Origin of the sequence: Streptomyces sp. NPDC020747 (assembly GCF_044334695.1) — a bacterium.
Lineage (GTDB): Bacteria > Actinomycetota > Actinomycetes > Streptomycetales > Streptomycetaceae > Streptomyces.
The window spans coordinates 487,922-499,290 of sequence record NZ_JBIRTJ010000001.1; the positions used below are offsets into that span (position 1 = coordinate 487,922).

Annotated in this window: 12 protein-coding genes and 1 tRNA gene; 8 read left to right on the forward strand and 5 right to left on the reverse strand. The window is 70.9% G+C overall.

The annotated features are described in order from the left end of the window. Window positions 1–30: 30 nt before the first annotated feature. Window positions 31–104, reverse strand: a tRNA-Pro gene (locus tag ACH4YP_RS01985). A 100-nt stretch (window positions 105–204) separates the two neighbouring features. Here ACH4YP_RS01985 and ACH4YP_RS01990 point away from each other — a divergent pair. The 3 genes from ACH4YP_RS01990 to ACH4YP_RS02000 all read left to right on the forward strand — a co-directional run bounded on the left by ACH4YP_RS01990 (window position 205) and on the right by ACH4YP_RS02000 (window position 3,758). Then, the gene (locus ACH4YP_RS01990) at window positions 205–717 is read left to right on the forward strand and encodes a DUF309 domain-containing protein (RefSeq protein ID WP_361051253.1); all 513 of its coding nucleotides are present in this window, start codon (window positions 205–207) and stop codon (window positions 715–717) included. Between the two features lie 80 nt (window positions 718–797). Continuing rightward, window positions 798–1,568, forward strand: coding sequence for a precorrin-6A synthase (deacetylating) (gene cobF / locus ACH4YP_RS01995; RefSeq protein WP_361051251.1), 771 nt, complete (start codon window positions 798–800; stop codon window positions 1,566–1,568). A gap of 51 nt (window positions 1,569–1,619) precedes the next feature. Then, window positions 1,620–3,758 carry an MDR family MFS transporter gene (locus ACH4YP_RS02000; RefSeq protein WP_398488891.1) on the forward strand — a complete coding sequence of 713 codons (2,139 nt, stop codon included), beginning with the start codon at window positions 1,620–1,622 and terminating at the stop codon, window positions 3,756–3,758. 21 nt (window positions 3,759–3,779) lie between these two features. Here ACH4YP_RS02000 and ACH4YP_RS02005 read toward each other — a convergent pair whose 3' ends face one another. The 3 genes from ACH4YP_RS02005 to ACH4YP_RS02015 all read right to left on the reverse strand — a co-directional run bounded on the left by ACH4YP_RS02005 (window position 3,780) and on the right by ACH4YP_RS02015 (window position 7,438). Continuing rightward, the gene (locus ACH4YP_RS02005) at window positions 3,780–4,526 is read right to left on the reverse strand and encodes a cobalt-precorrin-6A reductase (RefSeq protein ID WP_398488893.1); all 747 of its coding nucleotides are present in this window, start codon (window positions 4,524–4,526) and stop codon (window positions 3,780–3,782) included. 111 nt (window positions 4,527–4,637) lie between these two features. Next, window positions 4,638–6,497, reverse strand: coding sequence for a glycoside hydrolase family 15 protein (locus ACH4YP_RS02010; RefSeq protein ID WP_398488894.1), 1,860 nt, complete (start codon window positions 6,495–6,497; stop codon window positions 4,638–4,640). 167 nt (window positions 6,498–6,664) lie between these two features. Then, window positions 6,665–7,438, reverse strand: coding sequence for a sulfite exporter TauE/SafE family protein (locus ACH4YP_RS02015; RefSeq protein ID WP_361051240.1), 774 nt, complete (start codon window positions 7,436–7,438; stop codon window positions 6,665–6,667). 195 nt (window positions 7,439–7,633) lie between these two features. Here ACH4YP_RS02015 and ACH4YP_RS02020 point away from each other — a divergent pair, with 195 nt between their 5' ends. The 5 genes from ACH4YP_RS02020 (at window position 7,634) to ACH4YP_RS02040 (ending at window position 10,619) form a co-directional block, all read left to right on the forward strand. After that, on the forward strand, window positions 7,634–8,443 hold the full coding sequence (locus tag ACH4YP_RS02020) for a lysophospholipase (protein ID WP_398488896.1): 810 nt from the start codon (window positions 7,634–7,636) through the stop codon (window positions 8,441–8,443). A gap of 68 nt (window positions 8,444–8,511) precedes the next feature. After that, window positions 8,512–8,790, forward strand: a complete 279-nt coding sequence (locus ACH4YP_RS02025; protein ID WP_306936348.1) for a WhiB family transcriptional regulator — start codon at window positions 8,512–8,514, stop codon at window positions 8,788–8,790. Beyond that, window positions 8,787–9,266 (forward strand): Dps family protein, encoded by a 480-nt coding sequence (locus ACH4YP_RS02030; protein WP_398488898.1) that lies wholly within the window; start codon window positions 8,787–8,789, stop codon window positions 9,264–9,266. The genes ACH4YP_RS02025 and ACH4YP_RS02030 overlap by 4 nt, the downstream gene beginning before the upstream one ends. 88 nt (window positions 9,267–9,354) lie before the next feature. Further along, entirely contained in the window at window positions 9,355–9,705 is a 351-nt protein-coding gene (locus tag ACH4YP_RS02035; protein ID WP_361051229.1) for a DUF3140 domain-containing protein, read from the forward strand. 98 nt (window positions 9,706–9,803) lie between these two features. After that, window positions 9,804–10,619, forward strand: coding sequence for an SAM-dependent methyltransferase (locus ACH4YP_RS02040; RefSeq protein ID WP_398488900.1), 816 nt, complete (start codon window positions 9,804–9,806; stop codon window positions 10,617–10,619). 46 nt (window positions 10,620–10,665) lie between these two features. On the opposite strand, the gene ACH4YP_RS02045 is transcribed toward ACH4YP_RS02040, so the two are convergent. After that, window positions 10,666–11,355: an SDR family NAD(P)-dependent oxidoreductase gene (locus ACH4YP_RS02045; RefSeq protein WP_398488902.1), complete on the reverse strand. Its 690-nt coding sequence runs from the start codon at window positions 11,353–11,355 to the stop codon at window positions 10,666–10,668. Between the last annotated feature and the right edge of the window lie 14 nt (window positions 11,356–11,369).

The following is an 11,369-nucleotide window of genomic DNA, read 5'->3' on the forward strand; positions in this document are numbered from 1 at the left end:
AAACCGCCCCTCACCAACGACTCCATAGAGTCGGGACGACAGGATTTGAACCTGCGACCCCTTGACCCCCAGTCAAGTGCGCTACCAAGCTGCGCCACGTCCCGATGCGCTTCGTCGCGGTGAACCGCGTGATCGCGCAAACAGAACACTACCCCACACACGGGGCTGCTTCGAAGGTGGCGTGGGGCGAGGGACAATCGGTGCATGAGCAGTGCTTCTGACGACGGGCGGGACCGGGACACCGAGGGGCGGGCGCGCAGCGCGCGGCCCCGGGACGGGCTCGGGCGGCCCCTGCCGTACGGGAACGACGGGGTGGAGCGGCAGCCCGAAGGGGTGGTGCGCGCGCCCGAGGAGACGGTCGCGGAGGCGCAGGCGCTGCTTGCGGCGGGAAAGCCGTTCCACGCGCACGAGGTGTTCGAGGACGCGTGGAAGTCGGGTCCCGCGGAGGAGCGGGCGCTGTGGCGCGGGCTGGCCCAGCTCGCGGTGGGGCTCACCCACGCGGCCCGCGGGAACGTGACGGGCGGGGCGAGGTTGTTGCGACGGGGCGCCGGGGCGGTCGAGGAGTGGGAAGTGGAGGCCGGGCGGTCGCGGCCGTACGGGCTGGAGCTGGCCGGACTGGCCGCGTGGGCGCGGGAGTTGGCGGGCACGGTGGAGAAGGACGGGGCGGCCGTGGACGCTGAGGTGTGGGCGCCCCGGCTGCGGGGCGGCGGTGCCTGACAGCGGCTCGGGGCCGGGCCCGGCCCGCCTCCGTCGGACGCGGTGACGGGACTGTCGGTGGCGTGGGGCAGACTCGGGGTGTGCGAAAGATTCATGTCATCGGCATCGGGGCGGGCGATCCCGACCAACTGACCCTTCAGGCGGTCAAGGCGCTGAGGAGCACGGATGTGTTCTTCGTCCTCGACAAGGGCGAGGTCAAGTCGGACCTCGTCCAGCTGCGCCGTGACATTCTCGACGCGCATCTGCCGGACGGGACGTACCGCCTGGTGGAGGCGCGCGACCCGGAGCGGGACCGGGCGGCCGGGGGCGCGGGCTACTCCCCCGCCGTCGGCGACTGGCGCAGTGCCCGTGCCGACATCTACGAGCGGCTGATCACCGAGGAGCTGGGCGAGGACGAGAGCGGGGCGTTCCTCGTCTGGGGCGACCCCTCCTTGTACGACAGCACGCTGGGGATTCTGGAGGAGATCCTCGACCGGGGGGCGGTCTCCTTCGAACACGACGTGGTGCCGGGCATCAGCAGCGTCTCGGCGCTGGTCGCCCGCCACCGCACCGGGCTCAACCGTGTGGCCCGGCCCGTCCAGATCACCACGGGCCGCCGGCTCGCCCAGGGCTTCCCGGAGGACGTCGACGACGTGGTCGTCATGCTCGACGCCCACCAGGCCTTCCAGCAGTACACCGACCAGGACATCGACATCTACTGGGGCGCCTACATCGGCACCCCCGACGAGATCCTCGCCTCCGGCCCCCTCGCGGAGACGGCCCCGCGCATCGCCGAACTGCGCGAGCGGGCCCGCGACCGCAAGGGCTGGATCATGGACACGTATCTGCTGCGCAGGAACCCCCGGGAGTAGACGGGGCGCGGCGCCTCGTCACTCCTGCGGGCCCCTGCGGCTGCGGCCCGCATGCAGGCACCGTCACCCGGTGTGAAGCTGACGGGTGTGACGACCACCGACACCGCCGAGCCGCCGTCCGGGGCCCAGGCGGTTCCCGCGCAGCCGCCCGTGCTGGACAAGCGCCGCCGCAACGTCGTCTTCGTGACGATCATGCTGGGCATGCTGCTGGCCGCGCTGGACCAGACGATCGTGGGCACGGCCCTGCCGACGATCGTGTCGGACCTCGGCGGTGCGGAGCACATGTCGTGGGTGGTCACCAGCTATCTGCTGGCGGAGACCGTCGCGACGGTGCTGGTCGGCAAGTTCGGTGACCTGTTCGGCCGCAAGGTGGTCTTCCAGGCGTCGGCGATCATCTTCATCACCGGCTCGTTCCTGTGCGGCCTCGCCTCGAACATGACGCTGCTGATCGTCTGGCGGGGCATGCAGGGCATCGGCGCGGGCGGTCTGATGGTCACCGCGATGGCCCTGATCGCCGATGTGATCCCGCTGCGCGAGCGCGGCAAGTACCAGGGCGCCATCGGTGCCGTCTTCGGTGTCGCCACCGTCATCGGCCCCCTGCTCGGCGGCCTCTTCACCGACCACCTCACCTGGCGCTGGTGCTTCTACGTCAACGTCCCCATCGCGATCCTCGTCGTCGTGGCCGCGGCCCGCACGATCCCGGTGGTGAAGTCGCCGTCCCGCCCGGTCATCGACTACCTGGGCATCGCCTTCGTGGCCGTCGGCGCCAGCGCCCTGATCCTGGCGACGAGCTGGGGCGGCAACGAGTACGCCTGGGGCTCGCCGGTCATCATCGGCCTCTTCGCGGGAGGCGTCCTCGCCCTCGCGGCCTTCTGCTGGGCGGAGACCCGCGCGGCCCAGCCCACGCTGCCGATGCGGCTGTTCGGCAACCCCGTCTTCACGGTCTGCTCGGTCCTCAGCTTCATCGTGGGCTTCGCGATGCTCGGCGCGATGACGTTCCTGCCGACGTTCCTGCAGTACGTGGACGGCGACTCGGCCACGATCTCCGGCGTCCGCACCCTGCCCATGGTCATCGGGCTGCTCATCGCGTCGGTGTTCAGCGGCAACGTCGTCAGCAAGACCGGCCACTACCGCGTCTTCCCCATCGTCGGGTCCCTGGTCATGGGTGCCGGCCTGTTTCTGCTCTCCTTGATGGGCCCCGGCACCAGCACCTGGCTCGCGTCGTTCTACATGTTCGTCCTGGGCACCGGGATCGGACTGTGCATGCAGGTGCTCACCATCGCCGTGCAGAACACCGTCGAGTACACCGACCTGGGCACCGCGACGTCCGGGGTGACCTTCTTCCGTACGCTGGGCAGCTCGTTCGGCACCGCGGTGTTCGGCACGATCTACACGAACACGCTGACGCCGCAGCTCGCGGACGGTGTCGCGGAGGCGGCCCGGACGAGCGGGACCGACCCCGCGGCCCTCATGAAGGCCGCGACCAGTCCGGAGGGGTTGCACGGGCTGCCGTCGGCGACCGCCGCGCCCATCGTGGAGGCGTACGCCGACACGCTCCAGACCGTCTTCCTGTGGACCGTGCCGGTGACGCTGATCGGTTTCGTGATCGCGCTGTTCCTCAAGCAGGTGCAACTGCGCGACAGCGCCCGGATGGGGTCCACGGACCTGGGCGAGGGCTTCGCGACCCCCTCCTCGGCCGACAACCAGCGTCGTCTTGAGGCCGTGGTCGGAAAGATCATCGGCGGTACGAGTCCCGACGCCATGCGCCGGCTCGTCACCGAGTCCGACACCCGTCTCGACATCGCGGGCGCCTGGGCCGTGATGCAGGTCGAGCTGTTCAACCGGATGGTCGGCCACGCGAGCCTCAGCCTGATCGCGGCCCGCCGCCGTATGCCTCCGGAGGTCCTGGTCCCGGTCTTCCAGCGCATGGTGGAGGAGGGCTATCTGACTCGCGACGGCACCCTCTTCTCCCACACCGAGGCAGGTGCCCGCGAGGCCCGCGTCATCGGCGAGGCCCTGGCCACCGCGCTCGCCGAACGCGTCGAGCAGGACGTCGGCCACCCCTCCGGCGCGGACCTCCGCGCCGCCGTCGACACCATCGCCAAGCGTCTCCTGGTCGAGGACCTGACCCACGACGTCCTGACGCGGGACCACCCCAAGTCCCTGGCGACGGCCACGAAGGAGACCTGACGAGCGCGTCGCCCGGGCGCCCTACCCTGCCGCGAAGCCCAGCCGGGCCAGCACCGACACCACGTCCGGTTCCGCTCGTACCCCCGGCGGGAGGGGAGGACGGTGTACGACCACGACCGGCAGCCCCAGTTCCCGGGCGGCCGTCAGTTTGGCCGAGGTGGCCGAGCCGCCGCTGTCCTTGGTGACCAGGACGTCGATGCGGTGGTCACGCAGCAGGGCCGTCTCGGACTCCACCGTGAACGGGCCGCGCGCCAGGAGGACTTCCGTGTGGCGCGGCATCGGCGGCTCGGGGGGTTCCACCGAGCGTACGAGGTAGTGCGGTTCGGGTTCCCGGGCGAAGGCCGCGAGGCCCAGGCGGCCCGTCGTGAGGAAGACCCGCCGGCCCAGGGGCGGAAGCAGGGCGGCGGCTTCGGCGAGGGACGCCGCCGGGTGCCAGCGATCGCCGAGGACGGGGGCCCAGCCCGGGCGGCGCAGGACGACGGCCGGGACACCGGTGGCCGACGCGGCCCGTGCCGCGTTCTCGGTGATGCCCGCCGCGAAGGGGTGCGTGGCATCGACGACGGCGTCCACATGCTCGGCGCGCAGCCACTGCGCGAGGCCCTCCGCCCCGCCGAACCCCCCGACGCGTACGTCTCCGTCCAGGGCCCCCGGCCGGGACACGCGGCCCGCGAGCGACGTGGTCACGCGTACGCCGGGGCGGGCCGCGAGCGAGGCGGCCAGTTCACGTGCCTCGGTGGTCCCGCCGAGGACCAGGACATGCGGGGACATGGCATCGAGCGTACGGGCCCGGGCTCCTGCGCCGACCCGCCCGCCCATCCGCCCGCCCGTCCGTCCGCCCGTCCATCCATCCATCCATCCATCCATCAGCCTCGGCCGCTGTCAGCCCAGGGCCCGGTCCAGGTTGAACGCCGCGCTGATCAGGGAGAGATGGGTGAAGGCCTGCGGGAAGTTGCCCTGCTGTTCGCCGGTGTGGCTGATCTCCTCGGCGTACAGGCCGAGGTGGTTGGCGTAGGTGAGCATCTTCTCGAAGGCGAGGCGTGCCTCGTCGAGCCGTCCGGCCCGGGTCAGGGCCTCGACGTACCAGAAGGAGCAGATCGAGAAGGTGCCCTCCTCGCCGCGCAGGCCGTCGGGGCTCGCGTTCGGGTCGTAGCGGTAGACCAGCGAGTCGGAGACCAGGTCCTCGGTGAGCGCGTCGAGGGTGGAGAGCCACTTCGGGTCGGTGGGCGAAATGAACTTGGCCAGGGGCATCATCAGCACCGCGGCGTCCAGGACATCGTCGTCCTCGTGCTGGACGAAGGCCTGACGCGTCGGTGACCAGCAGCGTTTCATGATCCGCCGGTAGATCGTGTCGCGGGCGTCGCGCCAGCGCACGATGTCCGCGGGCAGGCCCCGGCGGGTGGCCAGCCGTATGGCCCGCTCGATCGCCACCCAGCACATGAGCCGGGAGTAGAGGAAGTTCTTGCGGCCGCCGCGGGTCTCCCAGACGCCCTCGTCGGGCTGGTCCCAGTGTTCGCAGACCCAGTCGACGAGTCCGCAGATGTCGTCCCACTGGTCGCTGGAGATCGGCTGGGCCCACTTGTCGTAGAGGTAGACCGAGTCGATGAGGGCTCCGTAGATGTCGAGCTGGAGCTGGTCGGACGCCGCGTTGCCGACCCGGACGGGGGCGGAGCCCTGATACCCCTCCAGGTGGGGCAGCTCCCGCTCGGGCAGGTCGGTGCGGCCGTCGATGCCGTACATGATCTGCAGCGGGCCCCCGGGGAGGCCGTCGCCCGGGGTGATGTACTTGGCCGCGAAGGCCATGAAGGACTCGGCCTCGGTGGTGAAGCCCAGCCTCAGCAGCGCGTACACGCAGAACGCGGCGTCGCGCACCCACACGTACCGGTAGTCCCAGTTGCGCTCGCCGCCGAGCTGTTCGGGCAGGCTGGTCGTGGCCGCGGCCACGATCGCGCCGGTCGGCGCGTAGGTGAGCAGTTTGAGGGTGAGCGCGGAGCGGTGCACCATCTCCCGCCACCGGCCGCGGTACTGGGAGGCGGTCAGCCAGTGCCGCCAGAAGGCCACCGTGGAGTTGAACAGTGCCTCGGCCTCGGCGCGCGGGCAGCGGCGGGGCTGGATGGCGCCGCTGACCTGGTCGAGGGCGAACACCGCGGACTCGCCCTCCTGGAGCTTGAAGTCCACTCGCGCGTCGAGCCCGTCGCATTCGAGCGGCTCCGTGGCGGTCAGCGCGAGGGACAGGTCCGCCGACTCGAAGATCACCATGTCGTCGTGCAGCCGTGCGGTGTGCGGCTGGGCTCCGTACTCGAACCGGGGGGCCACCCGTGCGCGGAAGGGGATCGAGCCGCGTACGCACAGCACACGGCGGATCAGCCGGTGCCGGTCCGCCTCGGTCTCGTCGCCGTCCACCGGCATGAAGTCCTGGATCTCGCCCACCCCGTCCTCGGTGAAGAACCGGGTGACCAGGACGTTGGTGTCGGGGAAGTAGAACTGCTTGGTCCGGGCCGGCACAGCGGCCGCCAGCTCGAAGGAGCCGCCCCGGTCGGCGTCCAGGATGGAGGCGAAGACGCTGGGGGCGTCGAAGGACGGACAGCAGTACCAGTCGATCGTGCCGTTCGTACCCACCAGGGCCACGCTGCGCAGATCGCCGATCAGGCCGTGCTCGGCGATCGGCAGATAGCGGGCGGATGCCGGTGGATCCTCGTGAGCCGATGCCGGTGGATCCTGGTGACCGGACGCCTCGGACATGGCCGCATCCTCCCTGCCCCGGGAACACACTGCTGACGCCTCTCAGCGTAGGCGCTCCGCCGGATCCGCGGTTCGTTTGCCGCGAGCCGGTGGGGCTGGTCCCGCATCGCGGCGGAGCCGCAGATCGACACAGCCCCGCGCCCCCTACGGGGCACGACGCGATGAAATCAGCGCAGGAGCAGCTGCGCCCCGCCCACCACCGTCGCCGCGATCACCAGCTGTTCGAACAGCCGCTGGTTGATCTTGTTCACGGCCCATTTCCCGATGAACGCCCCCGGTACGACGAAGGCGGCGAGCGCGGCGTCCAGCAGCAGCGAGTTCCCGTCGATCAGGCCGAGGCCGACGCTGAAGGGGACCTTGGAGACGTTGACGATCAGGAAGAAGAAGGCGGAGGTCCCCAGGAAGCCGAGCTTCCGGAAGCCCGCGGAGAGGAGGTACATCGACATCACCGGGCCGCCCGCGTTGGCGACCATCGTGGTGAAGCCGCCCAGCACGCCGTACGAACGGGCCTTGATCCGGCCGGTCCGCGTGGACACCGAGTCGGGTTCCTCCTCCGCCTCGGCCTTGCGGCGGCGCCAGACGGTGACCCCGGCCATCAGCAGCAGGATCGCGCCGATCGACGTCCGTACGACCTGGTCGTCGGCCCAGATCAGGAACACCGTGCCGAAGACGACTCCCGCGGCGACCGCCGGGAACAGTTTCCACAGGGTCGGCCAGTGCGCGTGCCGCCGGTAGGTGAGCACGGCGAGCACGTCGCCGACGATGAGGATCGGCAGCAGGACTCCGGTCGAGGCCCGGGCGGGCAGTACGGCCGCGAAGATCGCGAGGCTGACCGTGTTGGCTCCGCTGACGGCGGTCTTGGAGAAGCCGACGAGCAGGGCCGCGGCGGCGAGGGCGGCGAACTCCCACAGGGATATGTGCCAGAGCGTCATCGTGTTCATGCGGGGACCGATGCTATGCCCACGTATCCGGTCGCGTCAGGACCGTCTCGACAGGTGGCCCCTGCCGCCGGCGCCGGTCGCGCGGTACAGACCGCTCGTCGCACGGTACGGACCCGCCGGTCGCACGGTATGGACCGCTCCCACGCCCCCTGGAAAGATCACCCCCGACCCTGCACCGACGCCGACGGAGGACCCATGGCCGACTCCCGCGAGCACACCCTCACGGGCACCCGGGGCACGATCACCGCACGCGAGTGGCCACGGGAGCGGCCTCGGTACGTGGCGCTGCTGGTGCACGGCTACGGGGAGCACATCGGCCGGTACGAGTACGTGGCCGATGTACTGCACACGCACGGCGCGGCCGTGTTCGGCCCCGACCACATGGGGCACGGGAGGTCGGAGGGCGAGCGCGTGCTGGTCGAGGACTTCGAGGACGTGGTGAGCGACGTGCACGCGGTGGAGCGGCTCGCCCGGGCCGCCCATCCGGATGTGCCGGTCGTGCTGATCGGCCACTCCATGGGCGGCCTGATCGCCGCGCGACACGCCCAGCGGTACGGGGACGGCCTGGCCGCGCTCGTCCTCTCCGGGCCGGTCATCGGCGGCTGGGACCTGCTGCCCCAGCTGCTCGCGCTCGATCCGCTGCCCGACATCCCCATCGACCCGACGACGCTCTCGCGCGACCCGTCGGTCGGTGCGGCGTACGCGGCGGATCCGCTGGTCTGGCACGGGCCGTTCAAGCGCCCCACCCTGGAGGCCTTCGTACGCACTCTGGAGACCATCGCCAAGAGCGGTGACGTGGGTGCGCTGCCACTGCTGTGGCTGCACGGGGACGACGACCGGATCGTGCCGCTGCCCGCCAGCCGCGCGGGCGTCGAGGAGCTGCGCGGGGCCGACTGGACCGAGCGCGTGTACGCGGGCGCTCAGCACGAGGTGTTCAACGAGACGAACAAGGACACGGTCCTCGCGGACGTGACCGCCTTCGTGGACCAGGTCCTCGCGGACTGAGGGCGGACGGGCCTCGCGGCCTCGGAACCGGGTGTTTTCGCTGATCCGCCCTGGGCACCCGGCCCCACATGGAGTGGTTGCGGCGAGCGGCCTGCGCGGAGGAGGACCCCGAACTGTTCTTCCCCGTGGGCACGGTCGGCCCCGCGCGGCACGACATCGCCGCCGCCAAGCGCGTCTGCGCCCGCTGTCCGGTGGCCGGACAGTGCCTCGCGTGGGCGCTCTCCACCGGACAGACCTCCGGTGTGTGGGGTGGCACGGGCGAGGAAGAGCGCGCCGCGCTGCTCCGCATGGTCCGCCGTCGGCAAACGCCGCGAACATCGCAAACGTCAAGGAGAAACGCACCATGACCGTGGTGAAGAGCACCCTGTCCGAGTCTGCTCGTCAGGTCGTCGGGGAGGCCCTGCAGGGCACTCTGGTGGATCTGCTCGGGCTCTCGCTCATCGGCAAGCAGGCCCACTGGAACATCGTGGGCCCGCGGTTCCGCTCGATCCATCTGCAGCTCGACGAGGTCGTCGACACGGCCCGTACGTACGCCGACACCGTGGCCGAGCGCGCGGCGACGCTCGGTGTGCCGCCGGACGGCCGGCCCGAGACGGTCGCGACGACGGCCGCCCCGCAGGGCCCCAAGGAGGGCTGGGTGCAGGACACCGAGGTCGTCGGCGTGCTGGTCGAGGCGCTGGAGACGACCATCGGACGGCTGCGGGAGCGGATCACCGCGACGGACGAGCCCGACCCCGTCACCCAGGACCTGCTGATCGGTCTGACGGCGGAGCTGGAGAAGCACCGCTGGATGTTCCAGGCCGAGGACTGGCCGCGCGCCTGAGGCCGGCGGGCGTGCGCGGCGAACAGCGCACGCAGGGCCACGCATGCCTCGTAGACAGGGACGAGCGCACGACCGAAAGGGGTACGTCATGACCGACGCCCTCGAACTCGACGCGCTGTGGGACGAGTTCCACCGCGCGGTGAACATGACCTCGCAGGAGCTGGCCGCGTGGCTGCGGGTGAGCGACGCCTCCGAGGAGACGGAACCGCTGCCGGAGCACGCGGGTTCGCCCACCGGTGAGCATGTGCTGGCCATCCTCCAGAAGCGCCGCACCGACCTCACCGACGACGACCTCGACGTGATGTACGAGGTCGTGGACACCGTCACCGCCGAGAAGGACCCGGAGGGCGAACCGTTGACGGGCCCCGGGGCGGACGAGACACAACGCCGTCATCGGCTGATGGCGTTGGGCCACGATCCGCTCAAGCCGCCTTCCTAGAGCGGCAGTTGTTCCTCGCAGGGCCCGGGAAAGGCATTCGAAGATCCGGTAAGCGGTGACACACTGCTCGCACACATTGACGAGCAGAGGAGCGCCGCATGACGGGGACAGAGCCTTCCGCGCACCGGATCGACACGAGCAGGCCACATCCCGCGCGGGTGTACGACTGGCTCATCGGCGGCAAGGACAACTACCCGGTCGACGAGGAACTGGGCCTGCGGATGCTGGAGTTGGAGCCGCACGCCAAGCACTCCGCGCTCAACAACCGCTGGTTCATGCACCGCGCCACGCGGTGGCTGGTCCAGGAGGCGGGCATCCGTCAGTTCCTCGACATCGGTGCGGGTATCCCGACGGAGCCCAACCTCCACCAGCTGGCGCAGGCAGCGGCGCCCGACGCGCGGATCGTGTACGTCGACAACGACCCCATCGTGCTGGCCCATGCGGCGGCGCTGCTGCACGGCACTCCCGAGGGGGTGACGGAGTACATCCAGGCGGATGTGCGCGACACGGGCAAGATCCTGGAACAGGCGAGGGCCGTCCTCGACTTCGACCGGCCCATCGCGCTGTCGCTGGTCGCGCTGCTGCACTTCGTCGCCGACGAGGACGGGGCGTACAACCTGGTGGGCGGTCTGGTCGAGGCGCTGCCCACCGGCAGTTGCCTCGTACTGTCGATGATCACCGGGGACTACGACCCGGTGAACATGGACCGGGCCGTACGGTCGTACGCGGCGGGCGGCGTCACGCTCGTTGCCCGTCCGCACGCCGAAGTGACCCGCTTCTTCAAGGGACTTGAACTGGTCGAACCAGGCGTCGTCCCCCTGCCGGAATGGCATCCGGAACTCGCGGCGGGCGAACGGCTCAAGGGCGAGGCGCCGGTGCCGCTGTACGCGGGTGTGGGGTTCAAGACCTCTTGACCCCCTCCTGAGCCACCTCTTGAGCGCCTCGACGGCACCCCCTTGCTCAGCGCAGCAGCCACCCGCCGTCCACGCCGAGGTTGACGCCGTTGACCGCTTCGTTGCGGAGCAGGAAGTCCACCGCGTCCACGACGTCCCGCATGCGCGCGAGCCGTCCCGTGGGCGTCTGGGCGCGGTAGTTCTCCAGCACCTCCGGGGGCTTGCCCGCCCAGAAGGGGCTGTCGCCGACGATGCCCGGGTGGACGGCGTTGACGCGGATCGGGGCGAGTTCGCTCGCGAGGGTGCGCACCAGGCCCGTGACGCCCGCGTTCACCGTGGCGACGGTCGTTGCGCCCGGGTAGGGCCTTCCCTTGGCTTGCCCGCCGAAGATCACGACGGCGCTCTGCTCGGTCATCCGGGGCAGCAGCGTGTGGACGGCCTCGGTGTAGCCGACGAGCTTGAGCGTGACGAGGTGCAGCGCGGCGTCGATGTCGTACTCGGTGACGGTGTTCTGGTCGCGGGAGATGCCCGCGAGGACGAGGTGGTCCACCCGCCCGACACCGGCCAGCGCGCCCGCGATCTCCTTGGGCCGGGACAGGTCCAGAGCCAGCCCGTGCGCGCCGATCTCCTTGGCGGCCGTGTCGGCGCGGTGGGCGTCGCGGCCGGTGAGTACGACCTCGTCGCCGCGTTCCGCGCGGGTGCGGGCGATCTCGCGGCCGATGCCGGCCGTACCGCCGATGACGACAACACTGCTCATGGCCTCTCCTCCGG

Bases quoted from the DNA above. Each gene is read 5' to 3' on its own strand.
- ACH4YP_RS02000 (WP_398488891.1), top strand. From the start codon at position 1,620: ATGCAGGCACCGTCACCCGGTGTGAAGCTGACGGGTGTGACGACCACC.
- ACH4YP_RS02030 (WP_398488898.1), top strand. From the start codon at position 8,787: ATGACCGTGGTGAAGAGCACCCTGTCCGAGTCTGCTCGTCAGGTCGTC.
- ACH4YP_RS02005 (WP_398488893.1), bottom strand. From the start codon at position 4,526: ATGTCCCCGCATGTCCTGGTCCTCGGCGGGACCACCGAGGCACGTGAA.
- ACH4YP_RS02025 (WP_306936348.1), top strand. From the start codon at position 8,512: ATGGAGTGGTTGCGGCGAGCGGCCTGCGCGGAGGAGGACCCCGAACTG.
- ACH4YP_RS02045 (WP_398488902.1), bottom strand. From the start codon at position 11,355: ATGAGCAGTGTTGTCGTCATCGGCGGTACGGCCGGCATCGGCCGCGAG.
- ACH4YP_RS02010 (WP_398488894.1), bottom strand. From the start codon at position 6,497: ATGTCCGAGGCGTCCGGTCACCAGGATCCACCGGCATCGGCTCACGAG.
- ACH4YP_RS02020 (WP_398488896.1), top strand. From the start codon at position 7,634: ATGGCCGACTCCCGCGAGCACACCCTCACGGGCACCCGGGGCACGATC.
- ACH4YP_RS02035 (WP_361051229.1), top strand. From the start codon at position 9,355: ATGACCGACGCCCTCGAACTCGACGCGCTGTGGGACGAGTTCCACCGC.
- ACH4YP_RS01990 (WP_361051253.1), top strand. From the start codon at position 205: ATGAGCAGTGCTTCTGACGACGGGCGGGACCGGGACACCGAGGGGCGG.
- ACH4YP_RS02040 (WP_398488900.1), top strand. From the start codon at position 9,804: ATGACGGGGACAGAGCCTTCCGCGCACCGGATCGACACGAGCAGGCCA.
- ACH4YP_RS02015 (WP_361051240.1), bottom strand. From the start codon at position 7,438: ATGAACACGATGACGCTCTGGCACATATCCCTGTGGGAGTTCGCCGCC.